We start from the raw sequence: 23,295 nt of genomic DNA on the forward strand, positions 1-23,295 counted from the left end.
TATGAAAACATGCAAAATATAAAAATTTTTAGGCGAAAAATTGATAATAACAGCCCTAAAGTGGGAAGACTAATACATATAAACAAAACAAGGAGAATAAGCTACGATGCTGGCATTATTAGATACATTATTTCCCTTAACTGGCTATAGCTTCACTGAGCAAATCTACTCAGGCAGTAAAACTATAGTTTGTCGTGGGATCAGAGAAGAAGACCAAAAGTCAGTCATTATCAAAATGATGCGGAATGAATATCCTACGTTCCATGAAATTGCCCAATTCCGCAATCAATACACCATCAGCAAAAACCTTAACCTTCCTGGTATAGTTAAACCTTATGGATTGGAAACCTACCGCAACGGCTATGCCTTAATATTAGAAGATTTTGGCGGTATTTCCCTTAAAGATGCGTTATTGTTTAAATCTGAAGAGAGAAAAAAACCAAATTTTCTCGATCAGTTTTTTCATATCGCTATAGAAATTACTTCCACTCTTGAAGGAATGCATCGCGTACAACCGGATGGGGTTATCGCTAAACATCGCGTCATTCATAAAGATATCAAACCTGCCAATATCCTAATTAATCCAACCACTTTAGAAGTAAAACTCATCGACTTTAGTATAGCCTCACTTTTGCCAAGAGAAATTCAATTTCTCACCAATCCCAACGTTCTAGAAGGCACCTTGGCTTACATTTCTCCTGAACAAACCGGACGAATGAACCGAGGTATAGATTATCGGAGTGACTTTTATTCCCTTGGTGTCACCTTTTTTGAACTCCTCACAGGCAAATTACCTTTTATCACCGATGACTCAATGGAGTTAGTTTATTGTCACATTGCCAAACAACCACCTTCTTTAGAAGGTGAAAAGCAGGAGATTCCCAAAGTTCTTTCAAATATCGTCATGAAGCTAATGGCAAAAAATGCCGAAGATCGCTATCAGAGTGCTTTGGGATTAAAGCATGACTTAGAACTGTGTAGAAAGCAATGGCAAGAGACAGGAAATATAGCATTTTTCGAGTTAGCACAACAGGACATTTGCGATCGCTTCCTCATAAGAGAAAAACTCTATGGTCGTCAACATGAAGTTGAAACTCTACTCGCTGCAATTGATCGCATAACAAGTGGAACCACGGAAATGATATTAGTCGCGGGTTCCTCTGGTATTGGCAAAACCGCTGTTGTCAACGAAGTTCATAAACCTATAGTCCGGCAGCGCAGTTACTTTATTAAAGGCAAATTTGACCAGTTTCAACGAGACATTCCCTTATCAGCATTAGTGCAAGCCTTTCGCGATTTAATCGGTCAATTGCTAAGTGAAACTGATACCCAAATTGAATCCTGGAAAATTAAAATTCTCTCAGCACTGGGTGAACAAGCTCAAGTCATTACTGATGTAATTCCCGAACTCGAAAGCATTATTGGTAGGCAACAGCCAGTTACTGAACTTTCTGGCAATGCTATTCAAAATCGTTTCAATTTATTCTTTCAAAAATTTATCCGTGTCTTTAGGACAAAAGACCATCCTTTAGTAATTTTTCTAGATGATTTACAATGGGCAGATACTGCCTCTTTGAATTTTATTAAATTATTAATGAGTGAAACCACAACAATTAATCCAAATCCTTCTTTCTCTTGTCTCCTTTTAGATGAAACAAATAAAGACAGAGAAAAGGATGGCGGTCTAATGCTCATTGGTGCTTATCGGGATAATGAAGTTGACAAAGCACATCCGCTTGAGTTGACAATCAAAGAAATTAAACTTGAAAAAGCAATTATTAATACTATAACTCTAGAGCCGTTAAATCAGCGTGATTTAAATCTATTGATTGCTGATACCATGCGTTGTGAAGAAGAGCTTGCTATCCCTCTCACGCAAATGGTATTTGCTAAAACCAAAGGTAATCCATTTTTTACCAATCAATTTCTCAAGAGCCTGCATGGTGATGGACTAATTGAATTTCACTTTGAACTCGGTTATTGGCAGTGCGATATTTCTAAGGTAAAAGCATTAGCTCTCACAGATGATGTAGTAGAATTTATGGCACTACAACTAATGAAGTTGCCATCACATACTCAAAAAGTCTTGAAGCTCGCTGCTTGTATTGGTAACGAATTTGATTTAAAAACTCTGACTATTATAAATGAAGAATCTGCCGTAGATACAGCGTCAGACTTGTGGCAAGCATTAATTGAAGGACTAGTTTTTCCTCAAGCTGAATTTTATAAATTTTTTGACAAAGATGCTAATAATCACGAGAGAATAAATCAGGACAAAGAATTAAGCTTACCTAAATATAAATTTGTACACGACCGTGTACAGCAAGCGGCTTATTCTTTGATACCGGAAGATAAAAAGCAATCAATTCACTTAAAAATTGGAGAACTACTGTTAAGGAATATCCCACTAGCTGAACAGGAAGAAAAGATTTTTAATTTAGTCAATCAATTTAATATGGCACTGCCATTAATTAGTCTTCCGGCTGAACGTGATAGATTGGCAAGAATGAATTTGATTGCTGGACGTAAAGCTTTGGTATCAACAGCTTATCCAGCTGCGGTTAAATATTTAACTACTGGAATTCAACTATTAACAGATGATAGTTGGGAGAGAAAATATGAGCTAAGTCTAGGTTTGTATGAGAAAGCAGCAGAGGCAGCGTACTTGGGTGGAGACTTTGAACAAACAGAGCAATTAGCAGAGGTAGTGTTGACACGAGCCAAAACATTACTAGAGAAAATAAAAGTTTATGAAGTGAAAATTCAAGCTTATGGAGCGCAAAATCAAGCATTAAAAGCAGTCAATACTGGGCTAAAAGTTCTTAAGCAATTGGGGGTAGAGTTTCCTGAGAATCCGAGTCAGTCTGATGTTCAGTTAGGAATGGCAGAAATAGCCTCTTTATTGACACAAAGGAGCATTGAAGACTTAGTTAATCTACCGGAGATGACAGAAGCTCGACCGTTAGCAACTATGCGTATCCTCACGAGTACAATTAGCCCTGCCTATCAAAGTTTTCCTCAACTATTCCCACTGATTATTTTTAAACAAATCAACTTATCGTTCAAACATGGTAATGCTCCGTTGTCTGCCTATGCATACGTTAATTACGGAGTAATCCTTTGCTGTATGGTGGGAGACATTGAGTCTGGCTATCAATTTGGCAACTTGGCTTCGAGTATGTTGGATAAGTTCAATACTAAAGAAGTTAAACCTAAAATTAGGATTGCATTTCATGGGGTTATCCAACATTGGAAGGAACATATTAGGGAGATATTAAAGCATTTGCTAGCGCTTTACTCTACCGGACTGGAAACGGGAGATTTAGAATTTGCGGCTTATTCTCTTTACACTTATTCCTACTTTTCATATTTGATCGGTAGAGAACTAACAGGGCTAAAAACTGAGATGACAATTTATAGCACTGCCATCAGTCAAATCAAGCAAGAAAGAGTATATCACTGGCATGAAATATACCGACAGATGGTCTTGAACTTGCTAGAAACTAGGGAAAATCCCTGTTGTTTAATCGGTGAAGCATACGACGAAGAAAAAATGTTGTTGGTTCATATTGAAAGCAAGGATGCAGTCAGTCTTTTAAATTTATATTTCGGCAAACTACATCTGTGTTACCTATTTGAGGATTATCATCAAGCGGTTGAAAATGCCAGCTTGGCAGAAAAGTATTTAGATGGCTCTACAGGACAACCGATTGTTCCTTTTTTCAATTTTTATGATTCTCTGGCACAGCTAGCAGTGTATTCTAATGTAATTTTGTCTGAGAAAAAATGCATTCTTGATAGAGTACAAATTAATCAGGAAAAGATGCAGCACTGGGCAGATCATGCTCCTATGAATTATCTGCATAAATTTTATTTGGTAGAGGCAGAAAGACATCGGGTTTTTGGTGAATATCTAGAAGCAATGGATGATTACGATCGCGCGATCGCCAATGCCAAAGAAAACGGATACATCAATGAAGAAGCTCTCGCTCACGAACTTGCTGCTAAATTTTATTTAGAATGGGGCAAAGACAAGATTGCCCAAAGCTACCTTACTGATGCCTACTATTGCTACGTCCGCTGGGGAGCATTAGCTAAAGTTAAAGACTTGCAAAAACGGTATTTTCAATTACTTGCTCCGATTATCCAGCAAGAAAAACTTAGCTTTCATCTCAACGAAAAAAGCACTGCTTCTATTGGCATATCATTATCTGCCCCTAACACTAAAGAAACTTTTATTAGCTCTAATACCAGCATCTCACAAATGCTAGATTTCGGGTCTATCATTAAAGCTTCTCAAGCACTCTCTGGGGAAATTGAGCTAGAGCAACTGCTTTCTACATTAATGGCAGTTGTGATGGAGAATGCAGGAGCCTCTAAGTGTGGTCTGATTTTGAACGAAGGAGATAATTTAGAGTTAAGTGTTACCGCAGTCGGTTCTAGTTCAAATGAAGCACCTATTTCTACAAAGTTTCCATCAGTTCATTTAGAGTCTAGTAATGACATTCCAGTTACTTTAATTAACTACGTCAAACGCACTCTAGAAATCTTTGTCATTGATGATGCTAAGACTGTTGACTTTTTAGTAGGCGATCGCTACATTGTTCGTCAGCAACCCAAGAGCCTTTTGTGTATCCCAATTATCAATCAAGGCAAGTTACTGGGGATTCTTTATCTAGAAAATAATTTAACAACGGGAGCATTTACACGCGATCGCGTAGAAATTCTCAAACTCCTCACCACCCAAGCCGCAATTTCTCTAGAGAATGCCATCCTCTATAAAAATTTGGCAAAGGCAAATGAAAGCTTGGAGGAATACAGCCATACTTTAGAGGAAAAAGTAGAGGAAAGAACGCAAGAACTAAGTAAAATCAATCAAAGTTTGCAACAAGCGCTTTCAGAGTTACAAAATACCCAAACCCACTTGATCCAAACTGAAAAAATGTCGAGTTTGGGACAAATGGTAGCAGGAATTGCTCATGAAATCAATAACCCAATTAACTTTATTAATGGCAATATTTCTCACGCTAGTAGTTATGTTGAAGACTTACTAGATTTGGTTGCTATCTATCAGCAGGAATATCCTAATCCCTCCCCTGTTATTGAAGAAAAAGTAGAAGAATTAGACCTAGATTTCCTCATAAAAGACTTGCCAAAGCTTCTAGATTCAATGAGAATTGGTAGTTCCCGTATTAGGAATATTGTGTTGAGCTTACGCAATTTCTCTCGTTTAGATGAATCGGAAATGAAACCTGTAGATATTCATGAGGGAATTGATAATACCTTGATGATTTTGCAGCACCGACTGAAGGAAAAGAGCAATCATCCGGAAATTGAAGTAATTAAAGAATATGGAGAACTACCGTTGGTTAGTTGTTATGCCGGTCAACTCAATCAGGCTTTTATGAATATTCTCAGTAATGCAATTGATACTTTACAAGAGTCAAATGAAATAGATGCGATCGCCACTTTCCCCAAGGTGGGACAAATTCGCATTCGCACATCTTTAGTAGATTCTAATACCTTGAAAATTCAAATTGCTGACAATGGTTGCGGTATGAGTGACAAGGTGCGTCAGAAAATCTTTGACCCCTTTTTTACCACTAAACCAGTAGGAAGTGGTACGGGGTTGGGTTTGTCAATTAGCTATCAGGTTGTTGTGGAAAAACATAAAGGTAAGTTAACTTGTGATTCCACTCCCGGAAAGGGAACTGAGTTTGTAATTGAGATTCCGCTAAAACAGTGAGATGGTAGTCGCTCTTGATTTTTGCCGCATACGTTGCTCTGTAATTACCATCTTGACTCCATTGGCAGGCGCAAGTGTAAAACCTCGACGCTGAAGTTTCTCTGGCAGCCGATCTACCAGCGCTAATTGATAGCCTGACACGATTTTTGCCAATGCTAGCTTCATTTCAAACATACTTAAAGCTTGACCAATACAGCCACGAACACCACCACCAAACGGTATAAATTCATAGGGAGAAAATTGGCGTTCTAGAAAGCGCTCTGGCTTAAACTGCTCAGGTTCTGAATATAAGTCCTCACGACGATGAGTAAGATAAATGCAGCCTTGCATTACCGTACCAGGCTCTAAAGTATGTCCTAGTAGTTCAACAGATTCTTGCACTACCCTAGGCAAAGTGAACATCGATACGGGATTAATCCGCAAGGTTTCATTACAAATAGCGGTGAGATAAGGCAGTCGAAAAATGCTCATAGGGTCAGGAGAATCACCAAGAACATCCAATTCTTGAAGCAGTTTTTCACGAACTTGAGGCAAATGGTGAATCCAATACAATCCCCAAGTCATTGCCGTTGCCGTGGTTTCATATCCCGCAAGCATCAGGGTGATCAACTCATCGCGCAACTCTCGATCGGTCATGAGGTTCCCTGCTTCGTCCCGACATGACATTAGCAAGGATAAAATATCAGTGCGATCTGGATCGGGTTGCTGCCGACGTTCAGCAATTTCAGCATAGAGCAATTTATCAACTTCCTGCCGTTGACGCAAAAACTTTCCCCAAGGACTCCAAGCTCCTAAATCTTTTTGCAAGAAAGAAAACAACAGTAAGCTAGACGTGAGTGGTGAGCGAAACACATTCGAGATAAATACCAGAAATAGATGCTTGAGTTGTTGGCAACGTTCTCCCTCATACAAGCCGAAGACAGCCTGTAAAATAACTTGCAGGGAAATCTCCTGCATGGCAGTAAGAGCCAAGAACGGCTGGTTTATTGGTAATTGGCTAAAGACTTTTTCGGTGAGATTAGGAATTAGCTCACCATAAGTTCGCATCCGCTCTCCATGAAAGGGGGGCATTAAAATTTGTCGATGCTGTTTGTGGCGATCGCCGTCCAGCATGAATAGGGAATTGTCCCCTATTAAGGGATGTAAAATTCCATTTAGTTTACCAAGGGCAGCAAATTTTTTTTTATCGTTGGTAAAAATTTCTTGGATTCCCTGAGGATGATTCACAAATACTACGGTATCCCCAAAACCAATCACCTCAGCAGTAAAAATGTCAGGATATTGCCGAGCTGCTTTTTCCATATATTGAATAGGGTCAGCAGTCCACTGAAATTTTTGAAGAAAAGGGGGAGTTTTCAGAGTGTTAGGTAATAGCATCTCATTTTCTCTTGCTTTCATTTTACTGTTTCTCAAGTGATCCCACTTCGCTTTCAAGAAAGCGCAAAATTCCAGTTACCTGCAATCACCCTTATTAAGGGCAATTGCTTTTTTCGTGTGTGGCAAATAATCGGTGAGTATAACTCTTAATCAGAAGCACGGGATAGGATTTTCTGATTTGATACTTACTTTGCTATACTATACTTAAGATTTAACTAGTACAGCGGGCGCGTAAATAAACCAACCATTCTCAATCGCTAAAAAGCTTATTCCATATTACTTTTGACTTTTGACTTTTGACTTTTGACTTCCGCCTTGCGGTACTAGCTCCAGCTTTTGTACAGTCTGATAGCGAGCAGATTGAGAACCCCAATTGTAGTTGCCACTTATCCAGGCATGTATTCCGGATATATATTTGGCAAATTGTGTATCTACTTCTTCTCCATAAAAGGGAATAGATGCTTCTAAATTAATCATTGCTAGTAGCTCATTATTATGAATTTCTACTGCGCGTTTAATCGCTTTCTCCAGAGAGATATGCTGTTGATAATACAGTACCAATACTAAATTATGAACATCACCTCTTGCCATTTCCTTAGATACTGATACTAGATCATTAGACCAGCAAACAATGTTATTTGCCATGTACTTTAGGTTTTTCACAATGTTGTGTTCTCGGAGATAACTAGGAAGTATCCACTGATTGGAAAATTCAATTAAGTCGAAAACCGAATACATTGCCCCGCTTAATCTACGTATCATTGCATAACTTTCAATATCAGGTACAATTCCCTGTATGCGATTGTTTGCTTCTCGAACACATCCATTAAAGTAGCTTTCAACTGACCGGACAAAGTAATGGAACCATTCTGCACTTCCTCTTTCAAGCATCTGCTTTCGTAGGTCGTTTAAGGCACGACCAAGCGGTATATCGTTGCTTTTAATTTCTGATCCGTTTAATATTTCTAGAAATCTCTTGTGAAAATTCTCCAGCACTTCCGGTTGTTTTCCTAAATCTGACATATCGCATTGGTCATCCCAAATAAACAGCCAGCTTATCCAGTCATTGATAATTTTCAATTCTTCAATTTGGCAGTTAGGGTAGGCAGACGCAGTTAACAAAAAAAATTTTGACTTACAAAAATGCCGATATGATGAATCATTTGCCAATAGGTTGAAGCGCAACACCCATTCGAGGCTATAGTCTTCCAAAACATCAGCATACTTATTGATTTGAGATGGAAATGGGCAGTATAATTCAGGCAGAATGAATTCGTTCATAAAAACTCCAGGAGTCAAAGGTAAACACACTAGTACCGCAAGACGGAAGTCACGCATTCAAAAAGCTTATAAGTCAAGCTTTTGAACGATTTTAAATGGTTGCTTGATTTTCTTTCGACCTATACTAGGAAGGGAAACACAATAAATTAACTTATTGTTAATCCTTGGTAGATGGTAATTTGCTCTTTACAATTGAAAATCCTAAAAACTGGCATTATCAATTGTGGATCTCCAAAATTGAAACCGTGGCAATGCACGATCTTCCTTAGCCACAACAGAAGTTCACAAAAACTGAACCTAATTAAAAGAAATATTTGTTCATCTGGTGCGAAACTCATTGCAATAAAGAAACGCAGAGAAGACAAGCTAATCTTTTTAGATTTATGTTTTTGTATTGTCAAATTTTAGGTAATAGAATAGGGCAAACTATTACCTCTTGTTCTCACTGAATCAGAGGGTTTGTTTTAGGTTTATTGCTCAATATTTTAATTTTGACGTCAAACAACTACGCCGCATTTTGTGAGCGCGTAAACGGAGTGTTTATCGTGCTAAATGTGGTGTTTGAATGTCAAAAGTTCCTTGGTTTAATTCTAATGTTTTAATTAGAAATCGTATCAGTAATTAAGCTTAATTGTAAATGTAATTTTGCATTTAAATATACAACGTTATATTAAAGACATATACTCAAAGATAGTACTTGATATAAAATATCACAAGTTTTCTCAGACTACTGCTATTTGTTTCAGAAAAAACAGGGTTGTAAAATTTTTTTGACTTAAAAAGCTTGAATTCAAATAGTTAGGACTGTTTACAACAATTGAAAACGGCAACTTGAAAGTTGATAATTTAAAAGAATGGTAAAGATTTTAACTTTTAATAAAGTATTTTTACTTAAAAGTTAAAGTTCCCTGACAAATAGGATAACAAAATCTCTTCGTATCTAACAAAAGCAGAGAATATGTAACCTAAGATTTAGAAATTTTCTACCTACTAGCAGATGCAAAGCGATGTTATACACCTAAAGTAATAAATTTTACATCAAGCAAGTATGAAATGAAAAATAACCAAAGATAATTCTAATTGGTGATGACAAATCAACCAATTTTAAGTAGATCATTAATTACAAGCTAAATAATGCGCGATCGCACAACCTTTAAGTCAATACAGTTCTTAGTTGCGCTCAAAACTCAGCTATTTGACAATGTAGAGACGTTATATTTAACGTCTTCTAAAAAACTTGCGCTCTCCACGCGTATAAAATCGTACTTTTTGATTTTGGCGATCGCAAGTTTCTTCCATGAGTGTTGGGGGAGATTTCCCCCATGACCCGCTCTAGAGGAATTTTTACTTTGGGCGATCGCAGTGTGCAATACCTTATACCAATTCTATGTAACGCATTGAAAAAGGGACTAGGGACACTTTCCTTACTTGCTTATAGGATTGGGACTCACACACGAGTTTTAAAGAAAACGGAAGTGCCTTTTCCCCAGTCCCGGAGCGCCATTCCTCTGTTAGACTTGCTGCGCTCTCCGTCCGGGAAACAATCTTGGCGACCTGTTGAAACACTCAAAAATAGGGAATGAGAACACGATTTTTCATTCCCTATTCCCCATTACCTATTTACAACTTTTCTGGCTGCTCAGGATTAACAGCACTTACCTGAGCTTTAACAACCATTCCTGGTTGTAAAAAAGGAGTATTAGCAACGGAATTATTCGCCAAAGTAAACAAGGGATTTGACAAAATACCTGCGATAGAAGTCGCGATTAAAGTTACTATCAAACCTACTTGTAAAGGTCTAAATCCAGGCAAATCCCAACGCACTTCGGGATAATTCTTCACCGCGTCGGACATTTCTTGAGGTTCTTTGACTACCATCATTTTGACTACGCGAATGTAGTAATAGATGGAAACAACGCTGGTAACTAAGCCTAGCAAGACTAGCCAATAAAGCCCAGCTTGCCAACCAGCCCAGAATAAATAAATTTTGCCAAAGAATCCCGCTAGCGGTGGAATACCACCCAAGGAAAGTAGGGAAACACTTAATCCCAGAGTCAGTAGTGAATCTTTTTGATACAAGCCTGAGTATTCGGCGATCTGGTCGGTTCCTGTCCGCAGGGAGAAGAGAATTACGCAAGTAAAGCCGCACAAGTTCATAAACAGGTAAACCAGCATGTAAAAAATCATACTGGAATATCCTGCTTGCGTGCCAGAAATCAAGCCAATCATCACAAACCCAGCTTGGGCAATAGATGAATAAGCTAGCATCCGTTTCATGCTGGTTTGGGCGAGGGCGACTACGTTACCCAATATCATACTCAGAACGGCGAGGGCGATGAAGACGAATCTCCACTCGTCCACAGCTAGAGGGAAGACTGTTGTTAGCAAGCGCATGGCTAAGGCAAATCCGGCGGCTTTGGAACCGACAGATAAAAAGGCAATCACAGGTGTGGGAGCGCCTTCATAAACGTCTGGTGTCCACTGGTGGAAGGGTGCGGCAGAGATTTTGAAGCCAATACCTGCGATTACGAAAACCAGCGACATCACCAAACCTAAAGATTGACCAAGGTTGGCTGTGGCAATACCTTCGGCGATCGCACTAAATTCTGTTTGTCCACCCGATAACCCATACAGCAGTGAAACACCATACAAAAATATTGCTGTACTTGAGGCTCCAATCAACAGGTATTTTAGCGCCGCTTCATTTGAGCGGGGGTCACGTTTGGTATAACCTGTAAGCAAATAAGAGGAAATACTCAGGGTTTCTAAGGAGATGAAAGTCATCACCAACTCATTTGCCCCAGAGAGGAACATCCCTCCTAGACTAGCTGTGAGCAAAATAGCGATGAATTCTGCTAAAGGGGTGCCACTCTGCTCAACGTAGCGAATAGACATCAGAATGGTAGAGATCGCAGACAAAGCAATGATCCCGCGAAAGACGATGCTGAGATCGTCGCCGTTAAAGCCACCGCTAAAGGAGATGGGATTGACATTATCCCATTGAAAGTATAGAGCGACAATGGAGCTAAATAAACCTGCGATCGCCAGATATCCAATCCAGCGTGCGGATGTACGCCCCAAAATCAAATCAACAATCAAAACCGTCATAAGGGTGATAATCACAATCCCCTCTGGCAGAATTGTTCCAGCATTCAACTGGGATGCAAGATTAGCAAAATCCATGATATGTATAGGTTGTGGCGATTAGATATTCAGGCTAACTCTGTTCACTCTAGCAATTTTATTCCCCAAAGTTGCATAAAAAATAGGGGCATTACAGATTTGACAATAGACGTTAGTAAATTTGACATATTGTAGAGACGTTCCGACGGAACGTCTCTACGATAGACATCGCACTATGCTCTCTAATTAAATTATGTTGAAATTTGCCTTTGGTAATTCAAAAATAAAAATAACAATAAGCAGTTCAGTTATCTACTGAACTGCTTGTTTTAGACTAAATTAGGCTTGACAAAAGCATATAAATGCTTTCAGCAATATTGCTCTTATTGACTTGAAGACTTAATACCGTCTGTTGCCTCTCTCCCAATTGCCACCGCCACCGCCTGAGCGAGAACCTTTTTCCTCGCGTGGTCTTGCTTTGTTAACTTTCATTGCCCGCCCCATCCATTCTGCACCATCGAGAGCTGCGATCGCGGCATCTTCTGCGGCTGATGATTCCATTTCTACAAAACCAAAGCCGCGTGCGCGACCTGTTTCTCTATCTGTGGGTAATTGAACCCGGCTGACGGTGCCGTACTCTGCAAATACCTTACTAAGGTCGTCTTCTGTGACGCTGTAGGACAGGTTCCCTACGTAAATTGACATGAAATTCTCCAAGATCCATTGATGCAGATATGTTCATTCGGAGAGGCGCCTGCAATTATTGCTAAAAACAAGATCCGTATCGCCGAACTCACTTCATTTTCGATTTTATCCTAACATAAGTTCTTTATAAGAAAGGGTATATTTGCCCATTTATGTTAACTTTTAGTAAAATGTATTATAAGTAACTAAATTTATAATTTTTTTATATTATTCACTTGCTCAAAATCAAGTTTGCTGCTGAAATTCCTCTGGATCGATTCCCCAATTTACCCAACGAATCGCTTCCCGTGCTGATTCTGTATCAGGTGGAACACGCAAAGCATGAATGAATCCCGTGCTAGGGCAGGTCATTTTTAATAAATGAATTGGCTCATCATCAACATCTGCATCAATTTTTAACAAAGTGTATTCAGCCCAAGCATCTAATTCTATCGCTTGTAACTCCTTGGCTATGCGATCGTAACCAATACCTTGAATTAGCACTCGTCGCAATTCGGCATTATTTTCTGATAAAAGCCATTGAGATTCCCAAGCGTGGGGGTGGATTTTGCCGTATTTTTCCGGTAAGGTTACACCGTGATAAGAGTAGAGGCTATATCCGTCAGCAAATTCTATTGCGGGTTTACCTTCAGCGTGCAGGCGATTTTCGTTGTCGAAGTGGAGTTTGGTAGGGCGATCGCAGATAACTACTAGACTTTCTGAACAAAAAATTAAGCCACAATATTCAGCTACATCCTGCACAGCTTGCAAATGTCTTGCTGGATAAGCACAATTTAAAACAGAAATACAAAAATCAAATAAACAGCTATAAGCCAACCAGTATTTTGGTTCAAAATTTTTATATCCATCTACTTGAAATCTTTGTTGTACAATAAAATATTCTAGTGAAGAATATAAATCTCTTAATATTTTTTGGTCAGTGTTGATAGCACAAAAAAGGTTTGCCGAAATTAGGTTCCAAAGAGATTTTTCAAGTTGATTGCGAAACTGACTTGAAAGGTAGTTATCTAGTTCTCCTCTTGGTTCTATCCATACATTAAACGAGATTGAGGATATAGCAGCAGGACTATCAATAAATATAATTTCAGGTTTAGCTAAATCATTTAAAGCGTAGACTTTATTTACCGATTTTACAGCTTTTTTCTTATTTATCTTCTCTGTTGAAAGCGCGATCGCCCTCCACTTCTGGCGATAAACTGGAATCAAAGCCTCTTGTTCAGGCGTTAACTTTTCAATCAGCCACATAACGCCAGCCTTCAGGCTCATATTCTCGCTGAATTCGCACCATCCAGCTACCTTGAGGAATCGAAATTGGCTTATGTTCCTCATGTGCCAACAACGCCTTATCTGAAAAAACACGCAGATAAAGAGTGTCATTTTTTTTGAATAATTCCGCCTCACCTACAGTAATGCGGTGTTTGTGTCCGGTTACTTCACCTTCTGCCAAAGTCAAGTGAGGTATCTTTTCTCCTTCAACTTGCGGCACAGGCAGTAAGATAACATCACCTTGTCGAATCGGTTGCATAGATTTCCCTCTATAAATGTAGGTAAAATCCCACTTTGCTGTTGCTCTCAAATTTGCTTTAATTTTGGCACAATCTTTTTGGAATGGGCATTGGGCATCGGGCATTGGGCATTGGGCATTGGGCATCGGGCATCGGGCATCGGGCATTGGGCATTGGGCATTGGGCATTGGGCATCGGGCATTGGGCAAGAAAGAAGAAATATTTCTCCCCCTTGTCCCCTTGTCCCCTTGTCCTCTTGTCCCCTTGTCCCCTTGTCCCCTTGTCCCCTTGTCCCCCTCCCCTCCTCCTTTTCCAAACTGTAGTCGTCAATTATGCAAGATATAAGTTAATCATTGAGATAACACTAAATTTACACTTCTGCTTTCCCTGGCACATCCTCAAAAAAGGACTATCCTACGGGAAGGGCTACGCTCTCAAGAGCGAATTTGCAGAGATTTTATCTTGAACGGACAGTTTGTGTGAGGATGAAATCACATCCTTTCGTCGAAGTAATGTTAACTTGACTGTCTAGCTTTGCAGCTATTATTTTTTTTGAAATTTCCATGTCAACTCTCGTCATCGTCGAATCTCCAACCAAAGCTCGTACCATTCGCAATTACCTGCCGAAGGACTATCGAGTGGAAGCGTCTATGGGTCATGTACGTGACCTTCCCCAGTCGGCTACAGATATTCCCGCTAATGTCAAAGGGGAAAAATGGGCGCAACTAGGGGTAAATGTAGATGCCGACTTTGAACCGCTGTATATCGTCCCCAAAGACAAAAAGAAAATTGTCACCCAGCTCAAAGAAGCCATGAAAGGCGTAACTGAACTGATTCTGGCAACGGACGAAGACCGGGAAGGTGAAAGCATAAGTTGGCATTTATATCAACTACTCAAACCGAAAGTTCCGACCAAGCGGATGGTATTTCACGAAATTACCTCCGAGGCAATTAAAAAAGCGTTGAAAAACTGCCGCAATATTGATGAGCAGTTGGTTCGCGCTCAAGAAACGCGGCGAATTTTAGATCGGCTGGTGGGCTATACGCTGTCACCACTACTGTGGAAAAAAATCGCTTGGGGATTATCTGCGGGACGGGTGCAATCGGTTGCTGTGCGGGTTTTGGTGAAACGGGAACGCCAACGTCGCGCTTTCCATGAAGGTACATATTGGGATTTGAAGGCTTACTTGGAGCATCAAAAAGCTGCTTTCACCTCACAGTTAGTGACGGTGGGAGGAACCAAAGTAGCAACAGGCAGCGATTTTGACCCAGCGACAGGTCAAATTATTGTTGGGCGCAAAGTCGTGCTGCTTAGTGAAGAAGAAGCATTAGCCCTCAAAGAACGCCTGACAGGTAAACCCTGGACAGTTACAGAAATTGAAGAACGCCCGGTAACACGCAAACCCGCACCACCGTTTACCACCTCGACCCTGCAACAAGAATCTAACCGGAAATTGCGCCTTTCGGCACGGGATACGATGCGAATTGCTCAAAATTTGTACGAACAAGGGTATATTACCTACATGCGTACAGATTCGGTGCATTTGTCAGATCAAGCAATTTCCGCCGCCCGTGATTGTGTAGAAAAGCTTTACGGCAAATCGTATCTCAGCCCCCAACCAAGGCAATACACCACCAAATCCAAAGGCGCACAAGAAGCACACGAAGCCATACGTCCGGCGGGTAGCAGCTTCCGCACGCCCCAAGAAACTGGTTTAGGCGGTCGAGAACTGGCGCTGTATGACTTGATTTGGAAGCGCACCGTAGCCTGTCAAATGGCTGACTCTCGCCAAACGCAAATTACCGTACAGTTGCAAGTTGAGGATGCGGGTTTTCGTTCTTCTGGGAAGCGAATTGATTTTCCCGGTTATTTACGCGCTTACGTCGAAGGTTCAGACGATCCCGAAGCTGCGTTGGAAGACCAAGAAGTAATTTTACCGCCGATGAAAGTGGGGGATCATCCCAATTGCACCAACTTAGAGGCAGTTGATCACGAAACTCAACCACCAGCTAGATACACTGAAGCTACTTTGGTGAAAACTTTAGAAAGTGAAGGTATCGGTCGTCCCAGTACCTACGCCAGCATTATCGGCACCATCCTTGATAAAGGTTACGCCCAATTGGTAAGTAACGCTTTGATTCCGACTTTCACCGCTTTTGCCGTCACCGACTTGCTAGAAAAACACTTTCCCGACATCGTAGATCCTAGCTTTACTTCCAAAATGGAGCAAACTTTAGATGATATTGCTACCGGCGAAGCTAAATGGCTACCCTATCTGCGGGAATTCTATTTGGGAGAGAAAGGTCTAGAAACTCTGGTTAGAGAACAAGACAGCCAAATTGATGCTACCAAAGCTAGGACAGTAGAACTAGAAAATCTCGATGCTAAAGTCCGCATTGGTAAATACGGTCCTTACATCGAAGTCGAAAATGGTAACGGCGTTGTTACTGCTTCAATTCCCAAAGACCTCACCCCCGCTGACCTCGACCCGAAAAAGGTAGAAGTCTTACTGCGGCAAAAAACTGAAGGTCCCGACCAAGTAGGGCGCCATCCAGAAACTGGCGAACCGATTTATGTGAAAATTGGCGCTTACGGTCCTTACGTTCAGTTGGGCGACAAGACCGAAGAAAACGCCAAACCCAAACAAGCTTCTTTACCTAAAGGTGTTACTCCCGAAAATGTCACTCTGGAAATGGCTGTTGGTCTTTTAGCACTACCCCGGACATTGGGAGTTCATCCGGATACAGGTGGCAAAATTCAAACAAGTTTAGGACGTTTTGGTCCTTATGTTGTTCATGACCAAGGTAAAGAAGGCAAAGATTATCGCTCTTTAAAAGCTAGCGATAATGTCTTAACAATTTCTTTAGAAAGGGCTTTGGAATTGTTATCTGAACCGAAAAAAGGACGCAGTAGCACCAACAGTAAATCTAAAGCTGCTTTACGCGAATTGGGCGCACATCCAGAAGACGGCGAACCAATCAACATCTACGATGGACCTTATGGACCTTACATCAAGCACGCCAAAACAAACGTGAGTATCCCCGAAGGTCAATCGGTGGAAAATGTGACGCTTTCCACAGCACTGGAGTTGTTAGCAAGTAAAGCATCTTCGGCTAAATCCACACGTAAGACAACGAGTAAAGCTACAACCAAATCAACCACTACTAAAGCTAAGTCAACGGCTAAGTCGTCTACCACAACTGCGAAAAAAAATGAGCGAAAGGGAGAATAACGAAGTACCTAATTCCCCTTTCCCCCTCAACAAAATTCCCTATTTTCTATTTGATTGTGATACAATACGTTTCCTTGGTATGATGCAACCCTATAGGTTGCTGATGTGATAGTGTAGTAAGTATGGGGGATCACAACACAAAATTTGACCAATGGCTTATGCCTAAAATAAAGTGATGTGTATCAATCCAGTTTCAAACCAGAGGAGCGAAATAACGCCAATTTCTGCTTAACTGTGAATCAAATATTAAGGAAGTATCTCAGGAGCGCTCAGTTAAATGGACTATATAGATAACATACTGGAGAAGCTGAAAGAATTGGCACGAAAGCTCATTGAAGCCCTGCTAGGTCCAGAGGCTGAGGCAGAACCGGAACTAATTCCGATTCCTGTAAATGACCGATCGCGTCGTCGCTAAAAGCTTAAAAGTGGTTGTATTGACATTAGAATATTTAAGCGTTCTGGTACTACATGGACCAAACCTAAATTTACTAGGACAGCGAGAACCAGGAATTTATGGTTCACTCAGTTTGGCGGAAATTAATCGCCTGTTAGAAGAAGAAGGAAAAAAACTACAGGCGAAAGTTTTTCCCTTGCAGTCAAATCATGAAGGAGTTTTGGTAGATGCGATTCATGGGGCGTTAGGGCAACATGAAGGAATTTTAATTAACGCCGGGGCGTATACTCATACAAGTGTGGCATTGCGAGATGCGATCGCTGCTGTTAATTTACCTACAGTAGAAGTACATTTAAGTAACATCTACCGTAGGGAAGAATTTCGCCATAATTCATATATTGCACCAGTGGCGATCGGACAAATAAGTGGTTTTGGTGTCCAAAGCTATTTACTAGGTTTACAAGCGTTAGTGCATCATTTCAGAAATAAAACTTAAAATTTAAGACTATTGAATATGGGTGGGAAAACCCCGCCCCTCCTTCATGCGCTATTCTCTGGAAAGTCGGTTTAGAGGTACAATAATCGGGGCGTTTCTTGGGGGTTTAGCCTCTGGGAGTAAAGAACAGCCGAAAATTTGGCATGAAATTGCGCTTTTAGGTGTGGAAAGTTTAATAACGACTTCGCAACTGAATTTAGATGATTGGATTTGCCGTCAGCAAAGAGAATTTCCTCATTTAGATACTAGGGATGGTGTTTCCTTAAAAGCGATTATTGCGACTTTGCCAGTAACGCTGTTTTACTTTGACGATCCAGTTAAGCTAAGACAAAACTTGATTTGTGCGATCGCAATCTGGGAACGGGACTTAGTAGTGCGAGATGGAACACTAGCAGTCAGCTATGCGATCGCGAAATCATTGACAGAAAAACTAGATATAAAAACCCTCATACCCCAAATAATTGACTTTATTGGTGAAACGCCAACTAAAATACCACAAAGTTTATTAAAAGTCAATAGTTTATTACTTGAGGGTGCTGGATTAGAAAGAGTACAACAGTCATTAAGCCGAGAAGAAAAGCTAAGTAAAGCTGTTGCTATGGCGTTCTACTGCTTTATGAGTACCTTAGAAGACTTCCGTTTGTCAATTTTGCGTGCTACTGACAACAGCGATGCACTCTCGCCCGCTACAGGTGCAATTACTGGTGCTTTATCAGGAGCTTACAATAGTTTAACCAGCATTCCCGTAAGTTGGCAGATGAAGTTATCTTCACCACATTTAGCAACATCAAGACTAAGCAACCGCAAGCAGATGATAGAATTAGCCGATGTACTGGTGGCTGTATGGTCAGGAGCCTATGACCTTACCCCATATGCTTTATATTTACAGCAAGAGGGATGTGCAATGTCTGACAAACAGGGTACGCTATGCGTCAGTGCAGCTCCTCGCGTCATTCGGTTGCGTTAGTCATCAGAATTGGGCATTGGGCATCGGGCATTGGGAAAAAAGAGCTATTTGCCTCATCTCCCTTATTTCCCCCTCCCCCCTCTCCAAATTCCCCCAACCTGAAAATTTTAGTGATATTTTATATAAGTACTGTAGGGGAAACGCTAAAGCTTATCTTTAGATAGCCATTGTGGCAAATCGGCTTCAATTTGATTATCGCGAGTGAAGTTTCTATGGATAGAAGAGTGCGATCGCATGAATGTCAGGGTATCTTGTTTTAAGCTATCAAAGTAAGTAATTGCGGTCATAGGTAATGAAAACGCAGTCATTTTTTTACTCCATGACCAAGAAATTGACCCACTTCAGGCAACGTTACAAGACGCTGTGCCATAAAGGACACTTGCTTGGGGCACGAGGTGTTATTAAGAATTTTCTGCTCTCATTATTCAAAACAAGCGATAAATGCGATCGGCAAAAACTAAGAACTTCCAGATCGATGGCAGCCTATAAGACTAACAGAGGCACTTGTGTAAGCAGATTGGGCTATATTTTCCAGCGTACCCCGGTTATTTTTGCGATCGCATTAGTCTCCCTCACAGGCGTGATGGGACATAAATTATACAACACGACAAAGCTAAAAGCAGGGACTATTGCCCCACAAACGATGAAAGCTCCCTACTCAGCTAACATCGAAGATAAGAAAAAAACCCAGCAACAGCGCTCATACGCTACTAAAAGTTCCCTATTAGTCTTAATGGTTGATGCACAAGTTAACGAAAAAATCGTTAAAGATTTGCAACAATTTCTGGATACGGGTAACGAAATTCGTACAACTGCCGGATATTTTCCTTTTTTTGACACTTTAGTTTTACCCCTTTCTACCCAGCGTTATCTGCGTTCTTGTTCTAATTCTGAATGGCAAACCCTGCTAAAAGCCTTAGAGAATAATAACATCCAGCCGAAGTTTGCACTCAAGACTCAAAAGCAAAGCAGTAAAATTACCATAATTAAAACTGGGGATTCACTAGCGCAAAAAAATATAATGCCCATACAGACTGTGGGTGTCAAACTTGATAATACTTCCCAAAAACCTGACTTTGCTCAAGCAGTGGCAGAATTAGAAACTTACCGCTTGACGACTTCAGAGCAAAACTTGTCTTCACTCACCAATCAAATCTCCCAAGCCCGCAAAGCATACGCTCAGGCAAACGCCAAACTGTTACAGCTTAACGCTGTCAACCCGGAAACAGTATATAATGACACTTTTATTTTAAACTTATCAGATGACGACTGGGGAAAAACAGAAACGGGAATTCAACAAAGTGTAGAGCGGATTCTCGCCCAAGGTATCCCACCGGGACTGCCGCCAAATATTTTACAAGATGCCGTGAGGCTACAAGTGCAGACATCAGTACCACAAGAAGCGGAGCCTTTAGCAACGAAACTTTTGCTCTTTGTACTTAAACCGAATCTGAAGAAAGATGAAGAACAAAGCAAAAAAAGTGGCGTACAAGCTGCTGCTGGTGTAAAGCCTGTGATGGTGTCGATGCGGCAAGGTGAGGTAATTGTCAAAAAAGGTGAGACGATTACTGCTTGGGACTTTGAGGTGCTAGACCATTATCATTTAATCCGCCGGGAGATTAACTGGCTGGGTTTGACGAAGCTGGCAGGCTTTGTTAGCGCATCTATTGGCATTTTTGGTTTAGTGGAACGGCGAATTAAAACAAAAACGCGGCAACGCGATCGCCTGTTAATATTGTTGCTGGCTACAAGTGTGCCTGGAGTGCTAGCTGGCACACAATATACGACCTGGAGCGCCATTGGTTTATTGTTGGGTAGCTTCTACGGAGCTAATTTAGGTATAACAGTTATCGGATTGCTGGCTTTACAGTTACCATTTAGCCTGGAAATCAGTAGGATTGTGCTTTGGAGTGGTGCTGCTGGGGGAATATTAGGTAGTTGTATCGCCAAACGTTTGCGATCGCGTGAGGAACTTGCACTTCTTAGCGTCGCTGTTGCCTTTACTCAAGGTGGCGTTTATCTGATATTCAAGCTCTTACTCGGTGCTGCATTTGGTTCAGGCTGGTATATCGTACTTAGAGAAGCTGGATTCTTTGCTTTATCCGGCTTAGTTTGGAGTATTATTGCCTTGGGCTTAAGTCCTTACTTAGAAAAACTCTTTGATTTAGTCACCCCGATTCGTTTAGCAGAACTGGCAAATCCTAATCGTTCTTTATTAAAGCAACTTGCGACGAAAACTCCTGGTACTTTTCAGCATACTTTGTTTGTGGCTACCCTTGCCGAAGCTGCTGCCAAACATCTCAAATGCAATGTCGAATTGGTGAGAGCCGGCACTTTATACCATGATATTGGGAAAATGCATGACCCTCTGGGATTTATTGAAAATCAAATGGGGGGACCGAATAAACACGATACAGAAATTAACGATCCTTGGAAAAGTGCAAAAATTATCAAAAAACATGTCAGTGAGGGGTTAGTGATGGCGCGAAAACACAGTTTGCCCACAGCAATTCAAGCTTTTATTCCCGAACATCAGGGAACAATGTTAATTGCTTATTTTTATCACCAAGCGCAACAAATGGCAAAAGAAAATCCAAATTTAACAGTAAATGAAGTAGATTTTCGCTACGATGGACCGATTCCTCAGTCGCGGGAAACGGCAATTGTCATGTTAGCAGACTCTTGCGAAGCAGCACTGCGATCGCTTAAAGATGTAACCCCAGAACAAGCTTTAGCAATGGTTAACAATATCCTCCGTGGGAGATGGCAAGATAATCAATTGCTAGATTCAGGTTTAACACGAGAGGAAATGTCACAAATTGCCGAAATTTTTGTTGAAGTTTGGCAGCAATTTCATCATAAACGCATTGCTTATCCTAAGTTAAAGACTTGTAATTAAAAGTAACGATATTTACATTTTTCTTGTAAATATTTATTAAAGGTTAGAATAATGCAAATTAATATCAGTAGTTAACAACAAAATCTAGTAGATAATCACAGAAAATTAAGCATAATTTGGGTATTTTGTTGCTGATGCAAAATAGGATTTTAACTTTTCAAGTATAAAATTTTATCTATGAATGTATTGATATCTTAGTAGATTTAATTTTCCTGATATAGATGGTTTTGCTTGAAGTGTACCTATAGTAAGACTTAAAGTAGAGTACTGATATTGGGTAAAATGGCAGAATATAAATATAAAGGATGTCTATTAATCGGCAATCTCAAAAAACCATTGAAGTTGGACGAGAAAGCAAATTAATTTATTACGAGTAAATATGAGGTTAAATATTTATGTTAAGCAATAAAAAAGACCATATAAATGAAACAGCATCTATTCTCACCCTAGGAACAGGTTGGTTTCCCAAAACACCAGGAGGGTTGGAGAGGTATATTTATGAACTAACTAAACAATTAGCAGCAAATGAAGACAAGGTAGAATTCTGTGGTGTTGGACTGCCAGAAGCTGAAGAAAATCTGCCGATAAAGTTGACAAACTTAACTTCTCCAGATACTGCAATTTGGCAACGCCTGTGGTATATTCGTACTAATTTTCAAAAAACCAGGGTAGGTACACCAGATGCAATTAATTTACATTTTGCATTGTATAGCTCTCCTATTTTGGATCTTTTGCCAAAGTCAGTGCCAATTACTTTTAACTTTCATGGACCTTGGGCATCTGAAAGTTATGAGGAAGGAATTAATAAAATTGACGCTTTTCTCAAGTGGTGGCTAATAGAAAAAAGAGTTTATAACCGTTGCGATCGCTTCATCGTTCTCAGCAAAGCATTTGGCAATATCTTACATCAAGAATATCAAGTACCCGCTGAGAAAATTAATATAATTCCTGGTGGAGTTGATATTAATCGATTTCAAGTAAATCTATCACCTCAAGATGCTCGTAACAAGTTAGATTGGCCCCAAGATCGTCCAATCATATTTACATCCCGTCGGTTAGTAAATCGCGTTGGACTTGACAAATTGTTGATAGCGATCGCAACAATCAAACCGAGAATTCCTGACGTTTGGTTAGCGATTGGTGGTCGTGGACTATTAGAAGCTGCACTCAAACAACAAACAGCAGAATTGGGACTAAACGATCACGTTAAATTTTTAGGCTTTTTACCTGATGACCAATTGCCAATAGCTTATCAAGCTGCCGATTTGAGTGTAATGCCCAGTCAATCTTTTGAAGGATTTGGATTAGCAATAGTGGAATCTTTAGCTTGTGGCACCCCTGTTGTGTGTACTCCTGTTGGTGGAATGCCAGAAATTTTAGAACCCTTTTCACCCCAATTAATTACTGATTCTATCGAAGCATCAGCTATTGCCGAAAAATTAGAAGAGGTATTACTAAAAAAAATTCCAGTACCTTCACGAGAAGACTGTCGCAATTACGCTGTTACACAATTTGATTGGAAGAAAATTGCAACTCAGGTGCGCTCAATTCTTTTAGCCTAAAGAGGTG

15 protein-coding genes are annotated in these 23,295 nt (G+C 40.3%); 7 read left to right on the forward strand and 8 right to left on the reverse strand.

The window, feature by feature from the left end:
- Positions 1–106 precede the first annotated feature (106 nt).
- A complete protein-coding gene (locus TOL9009_RS0123695) occupies positions 107–5,746 on the forward strand; it encodes a trifunctional serine/threonine-protein kinase/ATP-binding protein/sensor histidine kinase (protein WP_029635167.1) in 5,640 nt (1,879 codons plus the stop codon).
- Here TOL9009_RS0123695 and TOL9009_RS0123700 read toward each other — a convergent pair.
- The 7 genes from TOL9009_RS0123700 to TOL9009_RS47670 form a co-directional block, all read right to left on the reverse strand.
- A complete protein-coding gene (locus tag TOL9009_RS0123700) occupies positions 5,735–7,123 on the reverse strand; it encodes a cytochrome P450 (protein ID WP_029635169.1) in 1,389 nt (462 codons plus the stop codon). The genes TOL9009_RS0123695 and TOL9009_RS0123700 overlap by 12 nt on opposite strands.
- 276 nt (positions 7,124–7,399) lie before the next feature.
- A complete protein-coding gene (locus TOL9009_RS40275; protein WP_051503008.1) occupies positions 7,400–8,404 on the reverse strand; it encodes a terpene synthase family protein in 1,005 nt (334 codons plus the stop codon).
- A 1,620-nt stretch (positions 8,405–10,024) separates the two neighbouring features.
- Positions 10,025–11,587 (reverse strand): NAD(P)H-quinone oxidoreductase subunit N, encoded by a 1,563-nt coding sequence (locus tag TOL9009_RS0123715; RefSeq protein WP_029635173.1) that lies wholly within the window; start codon positions 11,585–11,587, stop codon positions 10,025–10,027.
- Positions 11,588–11,926: 339 nt separating this feature from the next.
- Entirely contained in the window at positions 11,927–12,232 is a 306-nt protein-coding gene (locus TOL9009_RS0123720) for an RNA recognition motif domain-containing protein (RefSeq protein WP_029635175.1), read from the reverse strand.
- A gap of 225 nt (positions 12,233–12,457) precedes the next feature.
- A complete protein-coding gene (locus tag TOL9009_RS0123725; RefSeq protein ID WP_242055120.1) occupies positions 12,458–13,498 on the reverse strand; it encodes a DUF6745 domain-containing protein in 1,041 nt (346 codons plus the stop codon).
- Positions 13,464–13,904, reverse strand: a complete 441-nt coding sequence (locus TOL9009_RS0123730; protein WP_260675984.1) for a hypothetical protein — start codon at positions 13,902–13,904, stop codon at positions 13,464–13,466. The genes TOL9009_RS0123725 and TOL9009_RS0123730 overlap by 35 nt, the downstream gene beginning before the upstream one ends.
- Positions 13,805–14,053, reverse strand: a complete 249-nt coding sequence (locus tag TOL9009_RS47670) for a hypothetical protein (RefSeq protein WP_186227632.1) — start codon at positions 14,051–14,053, stop codon at positions 13,805–13,807. Before TOL9009_RS47670 ends, TOL9009_RS0123730 begins: the two co-directional genes overlap by 100 nt.
- 247 nt (positions 14,054–14,300) lie before the next feature.
- On the opposite strand from TOL9009_RS47670, the gene topA reads away from it, so the two are divergent.
- From topA to TOL9009_RS0123745, 4 genes are all read left to right on the forward strand, one after another.
- A complete protein-coding gene (gene topA / locus TOL9009_RS0123735; protein WP_029635180.1) occupies positions 14,301–16,970 on the forward strand; it encodes a type I DNA topoisomerase in 2,670 nt (889 codons plus the stop codon).
- Positions 16,971–17,247: 277 nt separating this feature from the next.
- Entirely contained in the window at positions 17,248–17,385 is a 138-nt protein-coding gene (locus TOL9009_RS47675; protein ID WP_186227633.1) for a hypothetical protein, read from the forward strand.
- Positions 17,363–17,860, forward strand: coding sequence for a type II 3-dehydroquinate dehydratase (aroQ, locus tag TOL9009_RS0123740; RefSeq protein ID WP_084763294.1), 498 nt, complete (start codon positions 17,363–17,365; stop codon positions 17,858–17,860). The genes TOL9009_RS47675 and aroQ overlap by 23 nt, the downstream gene beginning before the upstream one ends.
- A 22-nt stretch (positions 17,861–17,882) precedes the next feature.
- Positions 17,883–18,827 (forward strand): ADP-ribosylglycohydrolase family protein, encoded by a 945-nt coding sequence (locus tag TOL9009_RS0123745; protein WP_313770074.1) that lies wholly within the window; start codon positions 17,883–17,885, stop codon positions 18,825–18,827.
- Between the two features lie 143 nt (positions 18,828–18,970).
- On the opposite strand, the gene TOL9009_RS47680 is transcribed toward TOL9009_RS0123745, so the two are convergent.
- Complete coding sequence (locus TOL9009_RS47680) at positions 18,971–19,135, reverse strand: hypothetical protein (protein WP_186227634.1); 165 nt, start codon at positions 19,133–19,135, stop codon at positions 18,971–18,973.
- Between TOL9009_RS47680 and TOL9009_RS0123755 the strand changes: the two genes are divergently transcribed.
- Both TOL9009_RS0123755 and TOL9009_RS0123760 read left to right on the forward strand, forming a co-directional pair.
- Positions 19,120–21,726, forward strand: coding sequence for an HDIG domain-containing metalloprotein (locus tag TOL9009_RS0123755; RefSeq protein WP_029635185.1), 2,607 nt, complete (start codon positions 19,120–19,122; stop codon positions 21,724–21,726). The genes TOL9009_RS47680 and TOL9009_RS0123755 overlap by 16 nt on opposite strands.
- A 395-nt stretch (positions 21,727–22,121) precedes the next feature.
- A complete protein-coding gene (locus tag TOL9009_RS0123760) occupies positions 22,122–23,288 on the forward strand; it encodes a glycosyltransferase family 4 protein (RefSeq protein ID WP_029635187.1) in 1,167 nt (388 codons plus the stop codon).
- Positions 23,289–23,295: the final 7 nt, after the last annotated feature.

Source organism: [Scytonema hofmanni] UTEX 2349, assembly GCF_000582685.1.
Lineage (GTDB): Bacteria > Cyanobacteriota > Cyanobacteriia > Cyanobacteriales > Nostocaceae > Hassallia > Hassallia hofmanni.

Excerpts from the sequence above, each read along its gene's own strand:
- TOL9009_RS0123725 (WP_242055120.1), bottom strand. The coding sequence starts at position 13,498 with ATGAGCCTGAAGGCTGGCGTTATGTGGCTGATTGAAAAGTTAACGCCT.
- TOL9009_RS0123760 (WP_029635187.1), top strand. The coding sequence starts at position 22,122 with ATGTTAAGCAATAAAAAAGACCATATAAATGAAACAGCATCTATTCTC.
- TOL9009_RS0123720 (WP_029635175.1), bottom strand. The coding sequence starts at position 12,232 with ATGTCAATTTACGTAGGGAACCTGTCCTACAGCGTCACAGAAGACGAC.
- TOL9009_RS0123715 (WP_029635173.1), bottom strand. The coding sequence starts at position 11,587 with ATGGATTTTGCTAATCTTGCATCCCAGTTGAATGCTGGAACAATTCTG.
- TOL9009_RS0123695 (WP_029635167.1), top strand. The coding sequence starts at position 107 with ATGCTGGCATTATTAGATACATTATTTCCCTTAACTGGCTATAGCTTC.
- TOL9009_RS40275 (WP_051503008.1), bottom strand. The coding sequence starts at position 8,404 with ATGAACGAATTCATTCTGCCTGAATTATACTGCCCATTTCCATCTCAA.
- TOL9009_RS47680 (WP_186227634.1), bottom strand. The coding sequence starts at position 19,135 with ATGACTGCGTTTTCATTACCTATGACCGCAATTACTTACTTTGATAGC.
- TOL9009_RS0123730 (WP_260675984.1), bottom strand. The coding sequence starts at position 13,904 with ATGCCCGATGCCCGATGCCCGATGCCCAATGCCCAATGCCCAATGCCC.
- TOL9009_RS47675 (WP_186227633.1), top strand. The coding sequence starts at position 17,248 with ATGGACTATATAGATAACATACTGGAGAAGCTGAAAGAATTGGCACGA.
- TOL9009_RS0123700 (WP_029635169.1), bottom strand. The coding sequence starts at position 7,123 with ATGCTATTACCTAACACTCTGAAAACTCCCCCTTTTCTTCAAAAATTT.
- TOL9009_RS0123755 (WP_029635185.1), top strand. The coding sequence starts at position 19,120 with ATGAAAACGCAGTCATTTTTTTACTCCATGACCAAGAAATTGACCCAC.
- topA (WP_029635180.1), top strand. The coding sequence starts at position 14,301 with ATGTCAACTCTCGTCATCGTCGAATCTCCAACCAAAGCTCGTACCATT.
- aroQ (WP_084763294.1), top strand. The coding sequence starts at position 17,363 with ATGACCGATCGCGTCGTCGCTAAAAGCTTAAAAGTGGTTGTATTGACA.